Origin of the sequence: Streptococcus taoyuanensis (assembly GCF_029589235.1) — a bacterium.
GTDB lineage: Bacteria > Bacillota > Bacilli > Lactobacillales > Streptococcaceae > Streptococcus > Streptococcus taoyuanensis.
This window is the reverse complement of the sequence record NZ_JARQVW010000004.1, coordinates 45,838-67,990: the sequence shown is the minus strand read 5'-3', so window position 1 is coordinate 67,990 and position 22,153 is coordinate 45,838. Positions and strand designations below refer to the sequence as shown.

Here is a 22,153-nt window from a genome sequence, read left to right as displayed (position 1 = left end):
AAACTCACAAACGAAGAAGCCCTAGTATTATTTGTTATTTTACACGATCTGGTTCATAATCATAGAAACCAGTATCCAAACCACGATTGGCTGGATGCAATTTGCGGATTTCTTCATCAAACAGATAGGCTTGATCCTGTGTAAATGTTCCTTTTTGAATCAAATCACGGGCCTTGACAAAGTACTCTGTAATCTTGACAAAGTTTTCACCCGGACAGTAGACACCATCGAGTTTCCAATGATCAAAGCCATGTTCTACCAACTCAGACAATTTGGTCATCATATTCAAGTCATTATTTGAGAAGATATGGGTTCCATGTTTGTCTTCGTAGACCGAATAATGAGAATTTGGATCTCCTGGTTCTGCTAAGAACAGATCGCGATCTTTGGTCACAGAGTCCTCTGTCTTGATGAAGTTGTAATAGTTCTGAAGAAGAGGTCGTTTTGAATGGTGAATAATGCTAGCACCGTAAACCAATACTTCTGCTGGAATCTGAAGATTCTCAGCCATTACGAATAATTCGGCAGATGGAATCTCACGAGCCAAAACAGCCTCAGAAGCTCCTGCTTGTTTTCCCCAGAAATTGATCTGGCGGCTAGAAGTGACCATGGTTGATGCATCGTAAATTGTTTTGAATGGATAGCAATCTCGTTTCAAGACATAAAAAACGCCCGCATCTCCGACAGTAATATAATCAGCCTGAATTTCCTTTAGAAAATCTAAGAAAGGCTTGATTGAATCCATCATCGATTGGTGCATGAGTGCATTTACAGCCACTGTCAATTCTTTGCCAGCAGCATGGACTAATTGGGCAATTCGATTTATTTCGTCATAGCTTAAAGTTTGAGGCAATCGTAATCCGTAATCTTTTTCACCGACATAGATTCGGTCAACCCCTGCATCAATCAGGGCTTGCGCTTGCTCAACACTCTCTGCTGTTGCTGTAATCATAATATTTTTCATAGAACCATTATAACAAAAATTCCGATATTCTAGAAAAATTTATTTATTTTGTAAAATTTGTAACATTTTTGTAACATTTATATAGCTGAATTCATGATAGAATAATAGAGTACTGTTAGGAGAGAGAAAATGCCCGTAAGAAATTTAAGACACTATGATGAAGAATTCGATTATATCGAATTAACCAAACAAACCCAAAAAACCCCTATTCAGGACTACGCTCCTGAAGTTGAACCCGCGCCTCAATTAAGTGAATTGCTATATTTTTTAAATATCGCTATTTTCTGTGTGTTGACAGTTGTGTTTAGTTTTATCTTTTTAGCAACGAAAATGAATACCTTCTTTGCGTTTGCCTTAGCTATTGGTTCTAGCTTTGCTAGTATTCAAGGGTTCCGAATTTACTACAATAAACGAAAAAAATAAAAATCAGGTTCGCCTGATTTTTTTATTTTTCTCGAATTTTTTTACAAAAATAACTTCTAACTACCAACTGATCGTTTCACTTCCACAAAAAATGAGGCTCCGAGAGCCTCATTTTGAGAGCGTAGACAAACTGTTCTTCTTTACAAATCTGAAAAATTCTACAAAAATAAAAAAATTTATTCGTTTGAATTATTCAATCATCTACTAAAATTTTCCGCCGTGAGAAAAGTGCCTGAAACATAATTGTTTCAGGCACTCGGGAGTTTTGAAACTTTAGGTTCAAAACTAAGTCATGGAACTTCTTTGAAGTTCGCTGACGTCCGCACTCACCTAAGGAAAGTTTTTTAGATGACTTTGTCCTCAATCTAAAATGAGGCTCCGAGAACCTCATTTTTTTATGCTTCTTTTGTTTCTTCTTCAGCTGCTTCTTCAGGATCTTTTTCATCCAAGTCTAGCACGATGTCTTCTGATTCTGTTTGTTTGCGAATGGATTGAACCAAGTCATTGCCACTTAGATTTTCTTTTTGAAGTTTATCCTTAAATGAGTGATAGACTTCTTGAGATTTTTCAACCACATCTTGCGTTTTTTCTTTGACAGATTCCAAAACGGTTCCTGTCGTAATTTCTCCAGATCCAACTTTTTCTTTGGTTTGTTGGATTACTTCTGCTGCTTGTTTTGAAACCTCCTTAGCAGTTTGTTTCACTGATTCATGTACTTCTTGAGGATCTTCTTGATAATCTTTTACGAAGCGCACCACTTTTTTAGTAACTTTCTTACCTTGCTCTGTTGACAAATAGTAGGCTGCTGAAGCACCTGAAATCACACCAATTAATAAACTAGATAAACGTCCCATCTTTTTCCTCGATTCTATTTAAATAATTTTGAAGCCATCTGAATCGCTTTTAATCCGATAGAGGCTTTTACAGTTTTCCCACCAGCTGATGCAGCTTTAACACTCAATTGACGTGCTTGGTCATTCAAATCTGAGACTGACTCGGAAAGATCTGCTACCGCTGTAAACAAGGGGTCGATCGTTGCCACTTTTTGATTCAAATCATCCGTTAAAACATTGACCTTTGCCAATAGATCATTGGTCTGATGCAAGGTGACATTGACATCTGATGTCAAAACTTGAATGGTTTTTTGCGTCTCATCTACAACTTTTCCAATCTTTGAGAGGAAAAAAATCATATAAATGACAAGCGCTACTAAGGCAAGGCCTAAGAGGCCGTAGGCAATTTCAATAAACATATATTACTCCTTTGCTTCTACATAATAAGGGGCTTTTTTGCGACGTTGGTAGATGATGATGGCGAGTCCAACTAGAATCAGGATCATCGACAACCACTGGGAAACACGTAAGCCCGCAAACATCAGGCTATCTGTCCGCATTCCTTCGATGATCATCCGACCAAAACCATACCAGATAAGGTAAAAGGCTGTGATCTCACCTTGTCGCAAAAATTGTGGCTTCCTCCGAAGAATCAAGATCAAGAGAAAACCTAGAAGATTCCAACTGGATTCATATAAGAACGTTGGCTGACGGTAACTACCATCTATATACATTTGATCTCGAATAAAAGAGGGGAGGTAGTTGAGACTTTTGACAGCAGCTCCATAAGCTTCCTGGTTAAAGAAGTTTCCCCAGCGACCAATACTCTGTGCAATCATGACGCTCGGGGCCGCAATATCTAAAAAGTCGATCGGTTCAATCAAACGTCTACGAGAGAATAGATAGAGGACAAGAGCACCTGTCAAGAGGCCACCATAAATCGCAATTCCTCCGTTCCAGATGGCGAAAATCTCACCAAGATGCTGGCTATAATAGCCCCATTCGAAAATAACGTAATAGATTCTAGCTCCCACAATCGCAAGCGGAAAGGCAATCAAAATGAAATCAATGATATCATCTGGATCAATTTTCTTACGGGGCGCTTCTTTCATGGAAAGATAAACGGCTAGAATCAAGCCAGAGACAATACAAATTGCATACCAACGAATACTGATCGGACCTAATTGAAGGGCTACTGGATTCATTCCTTCACCTCATTTTGACTAATCAACTGGGACAAACGTTCTTCAAAAGTTTTGGTAGCATCATAGCCCATTTCTTTGGCCCGAACATTCATAGCTGCGGCTTCAATCACGACCGAAATGTTCCGACCAGTCTTCACAGGGATGCGTATACGAGGAATGGTCACGCCACCGATTTCCAACTCTTCTGCATTATTACCAAGACGATCATAAACCTGATCCTTAGCATAATTTTCCAAGTAAACGGCGATTTGGACTTGTGAAGAATCCTTGACAGCACTCGCACCGTAAAGACTCATGACATCGATAATCCCGACACCACGGATCTCTAGTAAGTGACGTAGGATTTCAGCTGGCTCTCCCCAAAGGGTCATCTCGTCTCTCGCATAGATATCAACTCGGTCATCTGCTACGAGGCGGTGACCCCGCTTGACAAGTTCCAGACCTGTCTCGCTTTTCCCGATTCCGCTATCTCCTTGGATCAAGACACCCATCCCATAAATATCCATCAAGACACCGTGTACACTCGTACGTTCTGCTAGGCGACTATCCAAATAGCTAGAAAGTTCTCCAGATAAACGACTCGTTGCAACATTGCTCTTCAAAATGGCTAGTTGCTTCTCTTCAGCAGCTCGCAACATTTCTTCTGGAATTTCTAAATTCCTCGCGACAATGATGACAGGTGTCTCTGGCTGGAACATCTTGCGCAGGACCTGATGACGGTTGTGAGAGCTCATCTTCACCAGGTAGGACCATTCTTTCATTCCTACAAGCTGAATCCGCTCAGGTGTGTAATAGTCGAAATAGCCCGTCATTTCAAGACCTGGACGTGAAATGTCCGCAGTCGTAATTTCCTTGCTTAAGAGGCTATCATCCCCATAAACAACCGATAGACGAAGCTTTTCCTGTAGATCGCGAACAGTAACTGCCATATCATTCTCCCTTTTCAAATTCTCTCTCTATTATAGCAGATTTTCTCTTCAGACGAGAGCCTGAAGTGTCATTTGAAAGATCCATTTTCAACTCCTTTTTAAGGCAAGCAAAAAGAGGCGAAGACAAAGGTCTCCAACCTCTAGGAAATGATGGGAACATATGAAAAATGCTCTAGCCTTCACCATGCAAGTAATCTGTAATCATGGATTTGATTCCGGTAGAGACCGCATAGACCACCGCATTTGAAGGGAATGCGATCAATCCGAGCATAAAGACGGCAGGTCCTCCCCCCAACAAGGAGAAAACCAGATACAAAACCGGCAGAAATAAAATCGAAAACCGATAAATTTGTGGCTTTCTAGCCATTTCTGTTGGCAGAAACAAGAGGTAGAAGAGACTATTCCAAATGCCCAGTGGAAAAAGGGCCATTCCGATCAAAACTGTTCCAACTCCTTCTCCAAAAACACGATTTAAAATGAAAAACTGTCCTATAAAACTAAAGAAGATATATAGAATAAAAGCAAGGGAATAGAACTTCTGCTTCACTCGCATCTCCTTTTAGAAAAATGGACTATCATTCTGATCATGGATGGGTTCGGCCTCTTTTCTTCGACGAGGTCGAGGGCCATTGTCAAATATTTCCTGCTCCTCCTCGTCCTTATAAGGTAAGGTCGTATCTAACAGTAAATAGATAATCACACCGATAAAGGCATGAGAAACCGTGAAAAGAATAAACAAGAAGCGTAGGAGAGTTACGCTAAGACCAAATTTATCAGCTAAGCCAGCTAGCACACCTGAAACCAGGCGATGTCGTTTTAATTTGTAAAATGATGATGTCATTTGATTTTCCTCTTTCTAGTTAGACCTATTTTAGCAGAGTCGAACTGGAAAGAGATCCGCCTAAAGACCGATTCTTACTCTTGTCTCATTTCAAGAAATTGCAGGCGGCTGCGACAGCGACCGCAGGCATATTTCTTCAGATCGATTTTTCGCTTTCGTCTATAATCTTGGCCACAATGGGGACATTGATAGAGATAGATCCGCCTGACTCGTCCAGTTCTATCTGGTAGAGGAGGTGTGAAACGAAGACCGTCCACTTGCTTGAGGAGTTGCTTAAAGGCTAGATCTTTATGGCGATATCCTTTACCTTGATCGTAAAGATGGTAATGGCAGAGTTCGTGGCGGACGATTTTGCGAAAGACCTCTAACCCGAAAGCTTGGTATATTTTCGGGTTAAAATCAAGGTGTCGATCCTTGGGAAAGAAACGGCCTCCAGTGGTTTGAAGACGTGAATTCCACTCTGCTCGATGACGGAATTCTCTCCCAAAATCTTCTAGGGATACTTGGCGTACATACTCAGTCAGATTCATTCGGAGCTACCAAACTGAGATTGACTTTTTCGCGTTCCACATCAATCTTCTTCACCCAGACGGTAACCAAATCACCTACTGAGACGACCTGGCTTGGATGCTTGATAAACTGCTTGCTCATATGGGAGATATGAATCAAGCCATCTTCGTGAATGCCAATATCGACAAAGGCTCCAAAGTCAACCACATTGCGCACAACCCCTTCTAATTTTTGGCCAATATGCAAGTCTTTAATATCCAAGACATCCTGACGGAGCACAGGTGCATCAAAGGAATCCCGCAAATCGCGACCTGGTTTTAGGAGATCGGCAATGATATCTTTCAGAGTTTCTGGTCCCAGATCCAGCTGAGTAGACATCTCCTCGATGTTCACAGCTTTTAATTTTTCCTGAGCTGATGCATCGAGGTCGGTAATTTCAAGAAGTTGAAAAAGTTTTTCAACTTCCTTGTAACTTTCAGGGTGAACGCCGGTATTATCCAAGATGTTTTTACTTTCAGGAATGCGTAAGAATCCAGCCGCCTGCTCGAAAGCCTTGGCACCGAGACGAGGGACTTTTTTAATTTGCGCTCGTGAAAGAATCATTCCTTCTTCTTCCCGGTATTTCACAATATTTTCAGAGATGGTCTTATTGAGTCCTGCTACATGCGCTAAGAGAGAGGGACTAGCCGTATTGATATTGACCCCAACTTGGTTGACCACGGTATCTACCACGAAATCCAAGCTTTCTGTCAGTTTTTTCTGATTGACATCGTGTTGGTATTGACCGACACCGATAGATTTGGCATCGATTTTCACCAATTCTGCTAGCGGATCTTGCAAGCGGCGGGCAATGGAGATGGCCGAGCGTTTTTCAACGGTTAGCTCTGGAAACTCATGACGGGCCAACTCACTAGCTGAATAGACAGATGCTCCGCTTTCATTGACAATAACATAGCGAACTCCTGGATGGTCATGAAGCACCTCTGCGACAAAGGCCTCACTTTCACGGCTGGCGGTTCCATTTCCAATCGCAATAATTTCTACTCCAAACTCCTTAATCAAGGAAGACAGTTCCTTTTTAGCCTGCTCGATCTGAGCTGGTTTTGCAGGAGCAACTGGATAGATGACCTGGGTGGCAAGCATCTTTCCTGTCTCATCGACAACGGCTAGTTTAGCACCGGTCCGAAAGGCTGGGTCAAATCCAAGGACCACGCGCCCTTTTAATGGAGGAATGAGCAATAGATTCCGTAGATTCTCAGAGAACAATTGAATGGCTCCGTCTTCTGCCACCTCCGTCAACTCTGTCCGAATCCGACGTTCAATCGCAAGAACGATTTTTTTCTTAACCGCTTGTTGAATAACCTCATCGACATAGGCATTTTTCGTTTTAAAACGAGCCTCAAAAATACGAATGATCCGATCCAGTTGGTGCTCGAATCCGACTTTGAGAACGCCCATTTTTTCCCCACGATTGAGAGCTAGAGTCCGGTAGCCTTGCATATTCTTGATCTTCTCAGAAAAATCATAATAGATTTCAAAGGTTCTCTTAGGATCTAAGCTTTCATCCTTCAAGGTTGACGTCATGAGGGAATGCCCATGAATTTCTTGATAGGTGAGGGCCCGTAATTGGGTATCCTCTGAAATAGCCTCTACCAGAATATCCACTGCACCAGCTAATGCTGCGGTTTCAGTTGGGAAGGCCTCGCAGGTAAATTTCCGAGCCTCTGCTTCCAAGTCTGGACTATTTTGCAAAATGAGACGTGCCAAGGGGAAAAGTCCTGCTTCTCGGGCAATCGTCGCCTTGGTCCGCCGTTTTTCCTTATAAGGGAGATAAAGCTCTTCGACATCCGCTAATTTTTCAGCAGCCTCAATAGCCTGCTTGAGCGCCTCTGTCAGTTTGCCTTGTTCCTCAATCTTAGCAAGGACGGTTTCCTTTCGTTCAGCTAGAGCCGTTAAGGATTTGTCCCGGTCAATAATGGCCTTGATCGCTACTTCATCTAAATTTCCCGTCATATCTTTTCGATAGCGGGCAATGAAGGGAATGGTTGAGCCTTCTGCGGTCAGACTCAATACGGTATCGATTTGTTTTAAGCTAACACCCAATTCTTGGGCTATTTTTTCATATTTATCCATAGCTTCTATTATAGCATATTTTGCTGACATCAAGGGGTGAGATCGCCTGTCCTGGTCTCTGTTTCAGGGATTTTTCATAGAATAATTTTGACCCTCTTGATCTTTCCTTTTATGCTCCATTTCCCCCTTGCTCTTTCCTTTTTGTTATAATGAAAGAAAATAAAAAGGAGGCCCAACAATGGCTATTAAATTCTCAAAAACAGATGATCTTGATAAAATGTTTGAAAACTTTGCAAGTTTTCCGGATGTAGAAAAGAAAGTAGAATTTCCTGAAGAAAAAAAGAAGGCAGAAACTGCTACAGCTAAAGAAGCAAAGAAGGTTAAGTAATGACATTCTTTCAACACCTTCCCTCTAGCGTCTTGCAGGCTGGGGCTATTTTTCTCTCGATTATTATCGAGGCCCTACCTTTTGTCCTAATCGGAAGTATCATTTCAGGGATTATTGAGGTCTATATCACCCCCGAAAGGGTCTACCGCTTTCTTCCCAAGAATAAATTTGGGCGGATCTTCTTTGGGACCTTTATCGGCTTTATCTTTCCTTCCTGTGAATGTGGAATTGTTCCCATTATCAATCGCTTTCTAGAAAAGAAAGTCCCAAGTTATACTGCTGTTCCCTTTCTGGTGACAGCACCGGTCATCAATCCCATCGTTCTCTTTGCGACCTACTCAGCTTTTGGGAATTCTGTCAAGATGGCCTTCTACCGAGCCCTTGGTTCCCTTTTGGTCGCAACGGTGCTAGGGATCTTTCTTGGTTTTATTCAGACAGATTCGATCCAAAAAGAACATCGTAAGGCTGTACATGAACATGATTTTAGGGACTTGAGCAAAGGTCAAAAGCTCTTCCAAGTCTTGGTGCAGGCGATTGATGAATTCTTTGATACGGGACGTTACCTGGTATTTGGTTGCCTCTTTGCCAGCCTCGTCCAAGTCTACGTCCCAACACGGATCCTCACTTCGATCAGTGCGACACCGGTTATTGCTATTCTCCTTCTCATGGTCTTGTCCTTTCTCCTCTCACTTTGTAGCGAGGCGGACGCCTTTGTTGGATCCTCTCTTCTAACAAGTTTTGGAGTAGCGCCGGTTCTTGCCTTTCTGGTGATTGGGCCTATGCTTGATGTCAAAAATCTCCTCATGATGAAAAATTATCTCAAGACTCGTTTCATCTGGCAATTTATCGGGATTGTGAGTGGAGTTGTGCTCCTTTATGCTTGGTTTGTGGGGGTAGTGCTATGATTCGTTTCTTGATATTAGCTGGCTATTTTGAGCTCACCATGTACCTGCAATTATCTGGTAAGCTCAATCAATACATCAACTTACACTATTCTTACTTGGCTTATATTTCCATGTTCTTGTCCTTTGTTTTAGCTCTTGTGCAGCTAATCATCTGGGTTAAGCAGATGAAGATCCACAGTCATCTCTCTGGCTTCTGGGCAAAAGTGGCGAGTATCTTCTTACTCTGTATTCCTTTGTTTGTCGGGCTATTTTTCCCTACAGTGACACTGGATTCCCAAACAGTCTCTGCCAAAGGCTACCACTTCCCAGTTGCAGCTGGTTCTTCCAAGGAAATCCAGCAGGACGAAGGAACAACTACCCAGTATCTCAAACCAGATACTAGTAGCTATTTTACCAAGTCAGCCTATGAGTCAGAAATGAAGCAGGCGGCAAAGAAATATGTTGATAAAAAAGTGATCCAGGTGACCACTGAGAATTACATGGAAGTCATGGAAGTTATTTATGATTATCCTGACCAATTTGCAGGAAAGACGATCGAGTTGACCGGCTTTGTTTACAATGACCCCAACAACAAGAACAGCCAATTTCTTTTTCGCTTTGGGATCATCCACTGTATCGCAGATTCCGGAGTCTACGGTCTCTTAACGACGGGTGCTCCGCAGCATTTCGAAAACAATACCTGGATCCATGCCAAAGGAACCTTGTCCATTGAATACCACAAGCAACTCAAGCAAAGCTTGCCTGTCCTCCACATTAGCGATTGCCAGACCATTACAAAACCAGCCAATCCTTATGTCTACCGCGTATTCTGATGGAGCTTCCGTTGTAGATCCAAACATCTTATAACTTTTCAAGCTAGAATCTACATTGGTTCTAGCTTTTTTTATGCTTTCCTCTCAAATCCTCTAATCCAAGCGGAAAATATTCGGAACAACGATTCCATCAAAGAAATCTTGTAGATTTTATGGTAAAATATGGTTAATAAAATAGGAAATAGGTACTTAAATGTCTTCAAAAGTTATTGTAACCATTTTCGGGGCTAGTGGAGATTTAGCCAAGCGCAAACTCTACCCATCCCTTTTTAGACTCTATAAATCAGGAAATCTATCTGAACACTTTGCGGTTATCGGAACAGCTCGCAGACCATGGAGCAAGGAATACTTTGAATCAGTCGTGGTAGAATCTATCACAGATCTGGCAGATAGCCCACAACAAGCTCAAGAATTCGCTAGCCATTTCTACTACCAAAGCCACGATGTCAATGATACCGAACATTACATTGCCCTGCGTGAATTGCAAAATAGCTTGGATGAAAAATACCAAACAGAACACAACAAGGTCTTCTTCTTGTCCATGGCTCCTCAATTTTTTGGAACCATTGCCAAACACCTCAAATCAGAAGGCATTGTGGATGGGCAAGGCTTTGAGCGCTTGATCGTTGAAAAACCTTTCGGTACAGACCTAGAAACGGCTAGTCAGCTCAACAAAGAATTGGAAGAAACCTTTGATGAAGAACAAATCTTCCGGATCGACCATTACCTTGGAAAAGAAATGATCCAAAATATCTTTGCCATTCGTTTTGGAAATCTTATTTTTGATAATCTTTGGAACCGAGATTTTATTGACAATATCCAAATCACCTTTGCTGAACGCTTGGGTGTTGAAGAACGCGGTGGCTACTATGATCACTCTGGGGCCCTTCGGGACATGGTGCAAAACCATACCCTTCAGCTTTTGTCATTGCTTGCCATGGATAAACCAGCTACATTTACTAAGGATGCGATTCGGGCAGAGAAGATTAAAGTTTTTGAGCAATTGCACAACCCAACAGAGGACGAACTAAAGAAATTCTTTATCCGTGGTCAATACCATTCAGGTACGATCGAAGGGAAAAAAGATATCTCTTATCGCAGCGAGCCCAATGTTGATCCTGAATCGACAACAGAGACCTACGCTTCTGGTGCGTTCTTTGTCGATAGCGATCGCTTCCGTGGGGTGCCTTTCTTCTTCCGCACTGGAAAACGCTTGACGCAAAAAGGAACCATGGTCAATGTGGTCTTCAAGCAAACCGACTCCATCTTTGGACATGGCTTGCAACCAAATGTCTTGACCATTTATATCCAACCAAACGAAGGTTTCTCATTGAGCATCAACGGAAAAGAGGTCGGAGAAAAATTCAGTATCGCACCGATTTCCTTTGACTATGAAACAGATGCGACTGCAACTGGAGCTTCCCCAGAGCCTTATGAAAAATTAATTTTTGACGTTTTGAACAATGACTCAACCAATTACAGCCACTGGCACGAAGTTCGTGCTTCATGGCAATTGATTGACCGAATCGAAAAACTATGGGCCGAAAATGGAGCACCACTCTATGAATACAAGTCTGGATCCATGGGACCAACTGCATCCGATGATCTCCTTGCAGAATACGGAGCCGAATGGGTTTGGAAACCTGAACCTAAGAATTAAGGAAAGCCACCTTCGGGTGGTTTTTTTGATAGCGCAAGGAAACAAAAAGACAAATTGTTCTTCCAACAATTTGTCTTTTTTATTCGACTTTAAATCAAGCCTTCCAAGAGACCTCTCATGAAGTTTTCTGAATGGAATGGTCCGATGTCATCAATCTTTTCTCCAAATCCAATCAACTTCACCGGGATGTCCAATTCTTCACGGATCGCAAGAACAACCCCACCTCGAGCCGTTCCATCGATCTTGGTTAATACAATCCCTGTCACAGGCGTTATTTTTGAAAATTCTTTAGCTTGCACCAAGGCATTTTGACCGGTTGAAGCATCCAGGGCCAGCAAGGTTTCATGCGGAGCATCAGGTACCACACGCTTGATAATCCGTCCGATTTTTTCAAGCTCCGCCATGAGGTTGTCCTTGTTTTGCAGACGACCCGCTGTATCAATCATCAGAACATCGATATTTTCAGCGATCGCACGCTCCATTCCATCGAAGACGACGCTAGCAGGATCTGATTTTTCAGGACCTGTTACAACTGGAACATCTACACGGCGTCCCCATTCTGCCAGTTGAGCCACTGCTCCTGCACGGAAAGTATCTGCTGCAACCAACATGACTTTCTTGCCTTCTTGTTTGTAGCGGTGGGCTAACTTCCCGATAGAGGTTGTTTTACCAACTCCGTTGACCCCAACAAAGAGCATGACCGTGAGACCATCTTGAAAACGAATGGCTTCATTAAATTGGCCATCCTTTTCATACAAGTCCACCAATTTTTCGATGATCACACGCTTGAGAGCATCTGGTTTTTTGGCATTTTCCAAACGGGCTTCATAGCGCAACTCTTCGGTTAAATTAGAGGCTACTTGAACCCCAACGTCACTCATGATCAAGAGTTCTTCCAATTCTTCAAAGAATTCTTCATCGACTGAACGGAAATTGGCAAAGAAGGCATTGAGACGTGCTCCAAATCCAGTTCGTGTCTTTTTCAAGCTACGATCATATTTTTCCTGAATGGTTTCTTGCTGAGGCTCAATCTCATCTGGAATTGGCTCTTCTGCCTCTTCAACAGTTCTTTCCTCAACGGTTGATGCGGCTTCTCCTTCAGGAAGTCTAGACTCGGCTTCTGCTACTTCTGAAGTTTCCTCCACTTGAGCAATCGCTTCTGATACTTCAGGTTCTGAAACCTCATCCTGAGCGTCTACTAGTTCTGGAGACTCCTCTTCTGTCGTGCTCCCTTCTACTAGCTCAGCGTCAGGTGATGGTGACTCTTCTTCCAGTTTTATAACATCAATCTCATCAGCTTCTTCAACATGTTCAGTTTCTTCCGCTTCAATTTTCACTTCTTCAAGAGGCTCAGTCTCCGTGTCATCAGCTAGTGGTGAAACTTCTTCAGGAATTGCTTCTGTTTGAGCAGGTTCAAAGGCAACTGGAGACTCCTCTACCGGTTCTTGAACTTCAGGAGTCTCTGAAGTTCCTATTTCTTCAACAAGAGGTTCCTCTGCCGGCTCTTCTTGAGCAACGGTTGAAACAGGTTGATGAGTGGCTGCAATTCGCGCTTTGAGCTCTTGGTAGTAAGCCTCCATATCAGCGATTTTTTGCTCTTCCTTGTCATTTTGGGTAGCCGTCGGCTCCTCTTTGACAGTTTCTTCAACCTCCGTACTTTCCGTCACTTCTTCCGAAGACGGAAGCACTTTTTCAGTTTCTTCTTTTTTTCCAAATAAACGATCAAATAATCCCATTTATTCACTCTCCTTTAGCACATAATTTTCAATCGCCCATGCGACAGCATCTTGGTCATTGGTCACAGGGGCCACAAGCGCTGCAACTTCCTTCACTGCTGGAATCGCATTGCCCATGGCAACCCCCAGTCCAGCCCACTGGATCATAGACAGGTCATTGGCTTCATCTCCACAGGCCATGACTTGATCTGCCTTAAGACCCAAAATAGCTGCCAATGCCTCTAAACCTGTTGCCTTGTGAACATTTTTGGGGCACCATTCCAGCAACATTTCCCGAGATTTAAAAATTTCATAGTCTTGAAATAAGTCCGGCCTGATCTGCTTGATCGCTGCATCTAAAAAGTCTTGATCAACGGCTGTCACACACTTGTTGTAGGAAATCTTGGATGGCAGGTCTTTAAAATCTGTCTCAACAAAGTTTAGATAGGGATTGTAATGGGAATAGAGGGACTTCCGTTCCGAATAAATCTCATAAACCGTTCCCTCACTGATCGCATCCAGCGGAAGTCCGAGACGGGCTGTTTCATCATGAATGGTTGCGACATCTTCTGGTGCCAAGACAACTTTCGAGAGGATTTCTCCATTATTTCGCTGCACCAAACCACCGTTGAAGGTAATTGTATACTCTTCTTTGAGGCCTGCTGTTCCCAATTCTTCTAAAAGAAAATCCATGGCTTTCAAGGGGCGACCAGTGGTTAGAACCACCTTGACACCTTGGGCCTGTGCAGCAGCGAGAGCTGCTCTATTGCGAGGGGAGATCTTTTTTTCAGAATTGAGAAGGGTCCCATCTAAATCCAGCGCAATCAAGGAAATCTGACTCATACGATTTCCTCCATGTAGCGCAAGACAGAACCCGTCGCATGGTGGCCGATGACTGTTTCAGCAATCGCTAAGATTTCAGGACGTGCATTTTCTGGCGCTACAGGATGACCCACGACTTGCATCATATGGAGGTCATTTAGGTTATCCCCAAAAGCCATCACCTGATCCATCGAGATCCCTAGTTTATCCGCTAAGGCGGTAATCGCCACTCCTTTATCGACATAATCGAGGACAATATCAATCGATTCAAAACCTGTCGTCATTGCTTTGACGCCTGGGATATTCTCAGTGACCCATTGCTCTCCTTCAAGAACAAGAGCTGCATCAAAGTTGGTGGTCAATTTGAAGATTTCATCTTGAATATCCACTAGGCTTTTCACTTTTTGAATGTTTTCATTGTAGTGCTGACTCAAGGCCAGATAGTCGGGATCTACTGTTTCCAAGACATAGCTCCCTTTTTTCCCAGTCAAAAGCAGTTTATTCGGATCTGCATAAGGGGAAGCTTTCAAAGCCTCAAAAACACCCAAATAAAAGTCTTTGGACATGGTCGCTTCGTAGAGATCTTCTCCATGAAATTCTACCACACTACCATTTTCAGCAATGAAAATCATCTGGTCTTCAAATCCTTTAAAGAGGGATTTGAGAGAAAGCAGGGCACGGCCACTCGCAGCAGCAAAATAGATGCCTTTTTCTTTGCAGCTTGCTAATACCTTGCGTAAAAGGTCTTGATCGTACTGATGTTGGGCATTTAGAAAGGTTCCATCCATATCCGTAGCGATCAATTTAATATCATTATTCTTCATTTTCTAAGTCTTTCAATTTTACTGAGACGATTTTAGAAACCCCAGATTCCTGCATGGTCACACCATAGATGGAATCTGCAGCTGACATGGTTCCCTTCCGGTGCGTCACGACAATAAATTGGCTTTCCTTATCAAAGCGGTTCAGATAATCTCCAAAGCGCTTGACATTGGCCTCATCTAGGGCAGCCTCTACCTCATCTAGAATGACAAATGGAATGGTCTTGACACGAATAATCGAGAACAGGAGAGCCAAGGCAGACAAGGCCTTTTCTCCACCACTCATGAGGTTTAAGGATTGGATTTTTTTACCAGGTGGCTGCACAGAAATCTCAACACCAGCTGTCAGAAGATCTGGCTCTGTCAGAATCAAATCAGCAGAACCCCCACCAAACATTTGACGGAAAGTGACTTTAAAGGATTCACGAATGGCTTCAAAAGTTGATTTAAAGCGTTCCTTGACCTCGTCATTCATGTCGTTGATGGTAGACAGAAGCATATTTTTCGCAGCCAAGACATCCTCACGCTGGCTGGAAAGGAAATCAAAGCGTCCCTTCACCTCATCGTACTGCTCGATCGCATCCACATTGACTGGACCAAGAGCCTTAATATCTTTTTCGATGCTCTTGAGCTGGTTTTCAGCTGCAGCAAGATTTTCAACAGGTTTGGCCTGTTCTTTGGCTTGGTCAAAGCTTTGCATGAATTCATCGGTAATTTGCGTTAAGAGCTTGTTCAAACGATCCGCATGCTTTTCACGTGTCGCTTCAGCCTTGGCTTGTTGACGAATCCACTCTTCGTTTTTCTTGCGCGCTTGTTCCATCTGTTCTGCCACATCTTCGGCCTGGCCTTCCAAATCATCTAGTTCAAAGCGTTTCCGAATGACCCCTTGTTCCAGTTCCGTTTTCTTGGCTTGGGCCTGTGTCAATTGGTTGGCTAGCTGCTCTACATCCACTGTCTGAACTTTGGCCTCGCCTTGTTCAATCAGCAATTGCAACTGATGCTCTTCTACTTCCAACTGGGAGATCGTTTCTTCCAAGCGACGAGCATCTGTTTGCTCATAGCTTTGTTGGCTCAACCATTCCGTCTGTTGAAGTCGCAATTCTGCCAATTGCTCTTGCAAGTTTTGTACTTTTTGTTGCAGGACATCTTTGTCCGACTTCATGGTTTCAATGTCGCGATTCAGATTTTCTTTTTGAAGCTCAATTTTTGCTAATTGCTCAGTAAGGGATTCCAGCTCTTCTTGGAGAGACTGGGTCGCATCTGTTGCCAATTCTGACTTCAAAGCTTCTAAGAGTTCCTGAATTTCTTTCAGTTGCTCTTGGCTTTGTTGGTAGGCCAATTGGGCCCGCTGTTGCTCTAGACGCGCTTGCTCACCTTGGCTTTGAATAGAGGCCAGGTATTCTTGCGCCTGCTTGAGCAGATTGTCCTTGGTCTCGACCTCCTGCTCTGCTTCTCTCAAACGAGCATCCAGAGCTTGCATTTCCTGCTTCAAACTATCCAATTCTGGTTTGACAAAGACCGTATTTTGGGAACGATTGGCACCACCGGCATATGATCCTCCGGTCCGCAATTCAGTCCCATCCAAGGTCACCATCCGAACTTGATAGTTGACTTTACGGGCCGCCTCACGCGCATGCTCCGTCGTATCAAAGATGGCCGTTACGCCAAGCAGGTTTTGGAAAATCTGTTCAAAACGATGCTCATAGGTCACTAAGTCACTCGCAATTCCTAGAAATCCTGCACTGGCTTGAATCAATTCTAGATTCCGAGGGGATAGTTGACGAGCTTTGATCGTCGTGAGCGGAAGGAAAGTTGCCCGTCCCAAGCGATTGCGTTTCAAGAAATCGATCGCTCGCGTTGCAGCCTTTTCATCTTCGACAATGATCTGTTGGCTGCTAGCTCCCAGAGCAATTTCAAGCGCCGTCTGGTAGTCTTTTGAGAAACTCAAATTCTCACTAACAGCCCCACAGATGCCTCCTAACCGTTCTGCTTCTTGCAAAACGCTCTTGACTCCTGCATAGAAGTTACTATGGTTCTTCTGAATAGCTTCCAAGCTATTGATCCGCGCCCGCTTATTCTTGCTCTCATCCATCAAGTCAAACATGGCCGCTTGAGCCTCTTGGTAGGCAGCTTTGGCCTGCTCCACTTTTACCAATTGCTCTTGGTATTCTGCTAATAGGCCTTTGACCGTCGCTTGTGCCTGCTCCAACTCTTCCAATTGTCGGACTTCTTTTTCCTTAGCAGTTTCAAAGTTTGTTTGTGCCTTGGTCAAATCCTCTTGACGATGGCTTGATTCTTGCAAGAGTGCTTGGATCCGGCTCTCAATGGCTGTTCGCTCATTCGATTTTTCAGCCTCTGTCTGCAAGAGCGCGACATACTGCTCGCGTAGATGCTCAATGACTTGTTCCGGATCTTCTTCGTAGTTGGCTAATTCTTTTTCCAACTCTTCTTGTTGCTGACGGTTCTCTGTCAGTCTTTGTTGAAGCACAGCTAGCGTCTCTTGTTTTTGAGCCAGCTCTTGTTTCGCTTCTTCCAGACGGGCTAAAACAGCATCCAGCCGCTCAAGATTTTCCCTGCGACTATGGGCTGCTTGACTCGATTGCAACTTAGCTACTTCGATTTGCTTTTCCAAATCGCTGATCAAACGAGTAACCTCAAGCAAGCTGGCCTGGTCCTCAGCTAAGCTTTCATCCAACTGATGGCGGGCTTTCTTGATACGTACATTATCTTCTTCTAAGACCTGACGACGTTGGTAATAAGAAGCCAACTGTTCTTGAATGGCCTTTTCTTCTTGATCAGCCTTTTCATAAAGGTCCTTTGTCAAATCGACTTGAGCAACTAAAACATCCAGCAAGAGAACCTGCCGTTCTTGGTCTAATTCCAAGAAACGGCGAGCGACAGTCGCTTGCTTTTCAAGAGGTTGGATTTGTCCTTCTAATTCATAGAGGATATCCTCCAGACGGTCCAAATTCTCCTGGGTTTGGTTGAGTTTGGTCTCGGTTTCCTTGCGCCGCGTCTTAAATTTCAAGACACCTGCAGCTTCTTCAAAGATTGCCCGGCGTTCTTCCGGTTTGGAGTTAAAGATCTCCTCTACCCGACCTTGGGAGATAATGGAGAAAGAATCCCGTCCCAATCCCGTATCCATGAACAAATCATGAACATCTCTGAGACGTACTTTCTTGCCGTCGATCTTGTACTCGCTGTCTCCTGAACGATAAATATGCCGTTCGACCCGGATTTCTTTACCAGCCTGCTGGATAAAACCATCCTGGTTATCTAAGACAACTGTGACACAGGCATAATTCAGCGGTTTACGCGATTCTGTCCCTGCAAAGATGACATCGGGCATCTTGCCCCCGCGTAAACTCTTGACGCTAGATTCCCCCAGGGCCCAGCGCAAACTCTCCGTGATATTTGATTTTCCAGATCCATTAGGCCCTACAACGGCAGTGACCCCTTTGTCAAATACGACTTTTGTCTTATCCGCAAAGGATTTAAAGCCTTGGATTTCAATCTCTTTTAGATACATGGCCCATCATTCCTCGTTTCAACTGCATTGCGGGCTGCTTCCTGCTCCGCTAATTTCTTGGAACGACCATGACCATGTCCCATCGTTTGACCGTTCACGAACACTTCTACTTCAAACTCTTTCGCATGAGCTGGACCGGACTCGCTAACCACTTGGTATTGGATCTCCACATCTCCGTGAACCTGTAACAGTTCTTGCAGACGAGTCTTGTAGTCAATGACTTGAGAAAATTGACCCGTTTCAACCTTAGGAATCATGACCTGATAGATGAAGCGTTTGACCGCTTCCACACCTTGATCTAAGAGCAAGGCACCTAAAAAGGCTTCAAATAAATCGCCAAGAATCGTATCGCGGTCCCGACCACCAGATTTTTCTTCGCCCTTGCCTAGTTTGATGTAATGGTCAAATTGGCAATCCCGAGAAAAACCAGCCAGACTTTCTTCACGGACAATCATGGAACGGAATTTGGACAAATCTCCCTCCGGTCTGTTTGGGTGTTCCTTATACAAATATTCGGAAATAACTAATTGAAGAACAGCGTCTCCTAAAAATTCCAAACGTTCGTTATGTGAAATTTTTAAGAGGCGGTGCTCATTGGCATAAGAGGTGTGCGTAAAAGCTGTATCTAATAAACTGCTATCTGAAAAAACGATCTGAAACCGTTCCGATAACAGGGCTTGTAATTTCTCCATGGGAAGCCTACTTTCTAATAAATTCATACTCTTAAGTATACCAAAATTTTAATACGATTACCATTAGATATCCATTAGATACGGTTAGTTGATTCACTATGTTTTAGGTGTGTTTGGATATCGCTCAAATAAGTTGAATACCACGTTTTGTAAATTTACTCCATGAATTTTAACTTTCTTCAACTGGCGCATTTCTATATCTTACCAACTTAACCCCCATTCCTTATAGTAGGTTTTATTTCTTAACCTCCTTATTTTTTACCCCTTTCTGATATAATAGTCACAGAAAGGAGGGCTTTATATGCCTTTTACTGAACTTGAAGTCCAAACTTGGACATTGTATACAACTGTGGTTATTGCTCTAGTGGGGTTCTTTTTTAACATTGTATCCCTTCATCGTACAAAGCGAGCCGAGGAAGATATGGCTAGGCCATATGTAAATGTCTTTGTCGATTTATTTGAAATAAAGGACCGACAAAGAGTTTATGTTATTAAAAATTTCGGAAAGACACCTGCCTACATTACCGACATAACTGTCCATGGGAATCTAGGTATCTATAATCAGCATAATTTTAAATCTCTTGTAGGAAATATGATTGCTCCTGGTCAAAAATTCACTTCTAATATTGAAGATGATTTTAAAGGATCATCGAAAATCACGATTTCATACAGAGATAACAATAGGAAAGTATACCAAGATACTTTTACACTGGATACAAATATAGGTTTGACTATGTCATACACTTTAAATGAATCTAACAAAACAGATGAGATTCCAAGTACTATAAGACAATCTACAATGGCGCTGTTACGTGCGTTTCGCTAATTTTAGTTCCATTGTCATAATGAACTACAGTTCAAACATCTCCACTTGTTTTAATATTGATATGTACTTTTTCATCGTCAAGCGTGTTGGCGATGATTTTATTTTTTGCGTCGATAGCATCATTAATATTATTTGCATAAATTTCATATACAATATCAACATTTGCATTAGCCATGTAATTTTCACCTCCTATCTAAATTCGTCCAAGCTGACCTCTAGTGCATCAGCTAATTTGCACATATTCGTCCAAGACATCTCTTTCAATTTTCCAGCCTTTAAGTTAGAAAAATTCGATTGAGAAATACCTGACTTTTTAGCTAGTCGATACACCGACCAGCCCCTTGATTTTAATTGTTGTTCAATCTTTTCCTACAGCTTAAACACTATATGTTGTGTATTTTCAATATTTCCAACCCTTTTTATTACTATATATTGACAAATGAAAGCTTTTGCATTATAATCTATCTTGACTGAGACCTCTCACCGTTTTAGTCAAAATTCAACAGAAAGAAATAATAATTATGGACCCTAACCAATTACAAGACTTTCTTCCTCTTGTTACAGGATTTTTAGGAGGAGCTACTTCAGCCGGTGTATTCGCTGGCCCAATTCAAACATTGCAAGATTGGTGGTATATCAATTATGGCTACAACGTTTCTAATCAAGCAGCATTATTGCGTGCAAAAAACGAAATTGATGTTGAGAATCTCAAAAATAGCACGCTTCAAGAAGTGGCAGCTATCCCACCAGAGAATATTCAAGAACCACCCCTAAAAATAATAGGTCCTGCTTTGGAAGCATCTAAGTATTATATTGAAGAAGAAGAGCTACGCTCTATGTTCGCAAAAATATTATCTAGTTCATTTGATAATCGAAAAAACTCAGTTATCCACCCCTCTTTTGTTGAGATTATTAAGCAACTAGATGTCACAGATGCACGTATTCTCCAATTCTTAAAAGAGCATGACCACACAGCAGGCTCACCGATTCCTTGCATGAAAGCTGTCATAAAATCCGATATTGGTTCTAAAACTATACTGCCAATCATCTACTTTATAGATGGATCTGAAAGAATTGATGAACTTGCTCCTTCTTTAACGAACTTAGAACGACTAGGGTTGTTAAAGATTGAAGATGATAGATATTCTGCAGATGATTCAAAGTATGATTTCATTAGAAACAACTATTATGTTCAACATGTTCTTCAAAGTTATCCAGAAATTAGTATTGAAAAAATGTGTTTTTCTATCACTCCTCTTGGGGAGAATTTTTTGGAAGTCTGCTTGTAATCGATTCAGCAAATTCTTCTACAATTGATTTTTCAAAATCCATATATTTTTTATATGATAAATTGTAGTACAATCTCATTAAAAGAATAAATATAGGAAGAAATAATTATGGTAGGAAGAGATAAACTGACGCCTCTTGAATAGAAATGCGTTTAAAAATCGCTGATGAGTTAAATAGACTTAAAAAATGGCTAAACTCAGTCGGCAAGATATTGTTAGAGAATCTGGAATATCGCAAAGCACGTTGAGTCAGTATTTTTCTGGAAAGAGATTGCCTTCCAAGACAAATAGTAAGAAATTAGCTGACTTCTTTAACGTTCCTTTCGAGCAGATTGATCCTCGATTAGATACTTCTTCTATTGTTAAAAGCGAAATCGCAGAAAAAATTGATAAAGTTGTATCTCAACTCGACCCAGAACCATACCAGCATAATGTACTAACTTACGCAGAAGGACAACTTGAGGAGCAAAATCAAACCAAGAAGAGACTTGCCGAGGTCCGTGAAGTGTCTGTCCAGTACTTCGCATACAACTACTACGACCAGCCTGTTTTTGCTGGTACTGGGCAATATCTAAATGAGGTACAAATTGATACAATCCAGTTGCCTGTGAAGGTGGACGCTGACTTTGTCTGCCCGATTTACGGAGATTCCATGGAACCAGATTACAAATCTGGGGACTATGTATTTGTAAAACTAACGGTAGAGCTTCCAAGTGGTACGGTTGTGGTATTTGACTACGAGGGAGAAGAGTTCATCAAACAACTGGTAATAGAGAAAGATAAGGCCTATTTGAGAAGTTTTAACAAAAAATACAAAGATATACAAATCAACTCCGATAGCGATTTTAGAATCATAGGTAAAGTCGTGGATGTGTGTAGAGAAGAAAAATAAAAAACCATTGTAAATTAAATGATG

General features: G+C 42.3%; 24 protein-coding genes. 8 read left to right on the top strand and 16 right to left on the bottom strand.

Annotated features, from left to right (window positions below; all coding sequences use genetic code 11):
* Positions 1-34: 34 nt before the first annotated feature.
* The gene (locus P5Y91_RS04535; protein WP_118396683.1) at positions 35-964 is read right to left on the bottom strand and encodes a peptidase U32 family protein; all 930 of its coding nucleotides are present in this window, start codon (positions 962-964) and stop codon (positions 35-37) included.
* 129 nt (positions 965-1,093) lie between these two features.
* Here P5Y91_RS04535 and P5Y91_RS04530 point away from each other — a divergent pair, with 129 nt between their 5' ends.
* Positions 1,094-1,387 (top strand): DUF3270 family protein, encoded by a 294-nt coding sequence (locus P5Y91_RS04530; protein ID WP_118396681.1) that lies wholly within the window; start codon positions 1,094-1,096, stop codon positions 1,385-1,387.
* 395 nt (positions 1,388-1,782) lie between these two features.
* On the opposite strand, the gene P5Y91_RS04525 is transcribed toward P5Y91_RS04530, so the two are convergent.
* The 8 genes from P5Y91_RS04525 to P5Y91_RS04490 form a co-directional block, all read right to left on the bottom strand.
* Complete coding sequence (locus P5Y91_RS04525) at positions 1,783-2,241, bottom strand: YtxH domain-containing protein (protein ID WP_118396679.1); 459 nt, start codon at positions 2,239-2,241, stop codon at positions 1,783-1,785.
* Positions 2,242-2,255: 14 nt separating this feature from the next.
* Entirely contained in the window at positions 2,256-2,639 is a 384-nt protein-coding gene (locus tag P5Y91_RS04520) for a DUF948 domain-containing protein (RefSeq protein WP_118396677.1), read from the bottom strand.
* 3 nt (positions 2,640-2,642) lie between these two features.
* Positions 2,643-3,425, bottom strand: a complete 783-nt coding sequence (gene lgt / locus P5Y91_RS04515) for a prolipoprotein diacylglyceryl transferase (protein WP_118396675.1) — start codon at positions 3,423-3,425, stop codon at positions 2,643-2,645.
* On the bottom strand, positions 3,422-4,354 hold the full coding sequence (gene hprK, locus P5Y91_RS04510) for an HPr(Ser) kinase/phosphatase (RefSeq protein WP_023918696.1): 933 nt from the start codon (positions 4,352-4,354) through the stop codon (positions 3,422-3,424). The genes lgt and hprK overlap by 4 nt, the downstream gene beginning before the upstream one ends.
* A 172-nt stretch (positions 4,355-4,526) precedes the next feature.
* Positions 4,527-4,907 (bottom strand): hypothetical protein, encoded by a 381-nt coding sequence (locus P5Y91_RS04505; protein ID WP_229027496.1) that lies wholly within the window; start codon positions 4,905-4,907, stop codon positions 4,527-4,529.
* A 6-nt stretch (positions 4,908-4,913) separates the two neighbouring features.
* The gene (locus P5Y91_RS04500) at positions 4,914-5,195 is read right to left on the bottom strand and encodes a PspC domain-containing protein (protein WP_070588801.1); all 282 of its coding nucleotides are present in this window, start codon (positions 5,193-5,195) and stop codon (positions 4,914-4,916) included.
* Between the two features lie 74 nt (positions 5,196-5,269).
* Entirely contained in the window at positions 5,270-5,725 is a 456-nt protein-coding gene (locus P5Y91_RS04495; RefSeq protein ID WP_277839047.1) for a SprT family protein, read from the bottom strand.
* Entirely contained in the window at positions 5,712-7,868 is a 2,157-nt protein-coding gene (locus P5Y91_RS04490; RefSeq protein WP_374955842.1) for a Tex family protein, read from the bottom strand. The genes P5Y91_RS04495 and P5Y91_RS04490 overlap by 14 nt, the downstream gene beginning before the upstream one ends.
* Positions 7,869-8,016: 148 nt before the next feature.
* Here P5Y91_RS04490 and P5Y91_RS04485 point away from each other — a divergent pair, with 148 nt between their 5' ends.
* From P5Y91_RS04485 to zwf, 4 genes are all read left to right on the top strand, one after another.
* On the top strand, positions 8,017-8,166 hold the full coding sequence (locus P5Y91_RS04485) for an SPJ_0845 family protein (protein WP_173018773.1): 150 nt from the start codon (positions 8,017-8,019) through the stop codon (positions 8,164-8,166).
* Positions 8,166-9,071 carry a permease gene (locus P5Y91_RS04480; protein WP_118396669.1) on the top strand — a complete coding sequence of 302 codons (906 nt, stop codon included), beginning with the start codon at positions 8,166-8,168 and terminating at the stop codon, positions 9,069-9,071. The genes P5Y91_RS04485 and P5Y91_RS04480 overlap by 1 nt, the downstream gene beginning before the upstream one ends.
* On the top strand, positions 9,068-9,883 hold the full coding sequence (locus P5Y91_RS04475) for a TIGR03943 family putative permease subunit (protein ID WP_024054726.1): 816 nt from the start codon (positions 9,068-9,070) through the stop codon (positions 9,881-9,883). Before P5Y91_RS04480 ends, P5Y91_RS04475 begins: the two co-directional genes overlap by 4 nt.
* Positions 9,884-10,076: 193 nt before the next feature.
* Complete coding sequence (gene zwf / locus P5Y91_RS04470; protein ID WP_129824050.1) at positions 10,077-11,543, top strand: glucose-6-phosphate dehydrogenase; 1,467 nt, start codon at positions 10,077-10,079, stop codon at positions 11,541-11,543.
* Between the two features lie 89 nt (positions 11,544-11,632).
* Here zwf and ftsY read toward each other — a convergent pair whose 3' ends face one another.
* From ftsY to rnc, 5 genes are read right to left on the bottom strand one after another with little or no spacing between them, the layout of a single operon-like run.
* The gene (gene ftsY / locus P5Y91_RS04465) at positions 11,633-13,279 is read right to left on the bottom strand and encodes a signal recognition particle-docking protein FtsY (RefSeq protein WP_201088061.1); all 1,647 of its coding nucleotides are present in this window, start codon (positions 13,277-13,279) and stop codon (positions 11,633-11,635) included.
* The gene (locus P5Y91_RS04460) at positions 13,280-14,101 is read right to left on the bottom strand and encodes a Cof-type HAD-IIB family hydrolase (RefSeq protein WP_272143830.1); all 822 of its coding nucleotides are present in this window, start codon (positions 14,099-14,101) and stop codon (positions 13,280-13,282) included. It abuts the gene before it with no gap.
* A complete protein-coding gene (locus P5Y91_RS04455) occupies positions 14,098-14,904 on the bottom strand; it encodes a Cof-type HAD-IIB family hydrolase (RefSeq protein ID WP_195424574.1) in 807 nt (268 codons plus the stop codon). The genes P5Y91_RS04460 and P5Y91_RS04455 overlap by 4 nt, the downstream gene beginning before the upstream one ends.
* On the bottom strand, positions 14,894-18,430 hold the full coding sequence (gene smc / locus P5Y91_RS04450) for a chromosome segregation protein SMC (RefSeq protein WP_277839044.1): 3,537 nt from the start codon (positions 18,428-18,430) through the stop codon (positions 14,894-14,896). Before smc ends, P5Y91_RS04455 begins: the two co-directional genes overlap by 11 nt.
* The gene (gene rnc, locus P5Y91_RS04445) at positions 18,421-19,122 is read right to left on the bottom strand and encodes a ribonuclease III (RefSeq protein ID WP_031573937.1); all 702 of its coding nucleotides are present in this window, start codon (positions 19,120-19,122) and stop codon (positions 18,421-18,423) included. The genes smc and rnc overlap by 10 nt, the downstream gene beginning before the upstream one ends.
* Positions 19,123-19,423: 301 nt before the next feature.
* Between rnc and P5Y91_RS04440 the strand changes: the two genes are divergently transcribed.
* Positions 19,424-19,948, top strand: coding sequence for a DUF8453 domain-containing protein (locus P5Y91_RS04440; RefSeq protein ID WP_049497375.1), 525 nt, complete (start codon positions 19,424-19,426; stop codon positions 19,946-19,948).
* A gap of 31 nt (positions 19,949-19,979) precedes the next feature.
* Here P5Y91_RS04440 and P5Y91_RS04435 read toward each other — a convergent pair whose 3' ends face one another.
* Both P5Y91_RS04435 and P5Y91_RS04430 read right to left on the bottom strand, forming a co-directional pair.
* Entirely contained in the window at positions 19,980-20,123 is a 144-nt protein-coding gene (locus P5Y91_RS04435) for a hypothetical protein (RefSeq protein WP_173018772.1), read from the bottom strand.
* A gap of 14 nt (positions 20,124-20,137) precedes the next feature.
* Positions 20,138-20,311: a helix-turn-helix domain-containing protein gene (locus P5Y91_RS04430; RefSeq protein ID WP_049497373.1), complete on the bottom strand. Its 174-nt coding sequence runs from the start codon at positions 20,309-20,311 to the stop codon at positions 20,138-20,140.
* Positions 20,312-20,469: 158 nt separating this feature from the next.
* Between P5Y91_RS04430 and P5Y91_RS04425 the strand changes: the two genes are divergently transcribed.
* Positions 20,470-21,237, top strand: a complete 768-nt coding sequence (locus P5Y91_RS04425) for a DUF4393 domain-containing protein (protein WP_118396657.1) — start codon at positions 20,470-20,472, stop codon at positions 21,235-21,237.
* 187 nt (positions 21,238-21,424) lie between these two features.
* Positions 21,425-22,129, top strand: a complete 705-nt coding sequence (locus tag P5Y91_RS04420) for a LexA family transcriptional regulator (protein ID WP_182448475.1) — start codon at positions 21,425-21,427, stop codon at positions 22,127-22,129.
* The last annotated feature ends 24 nt before the right edge of the window (positions 22,130-22,153 follow it).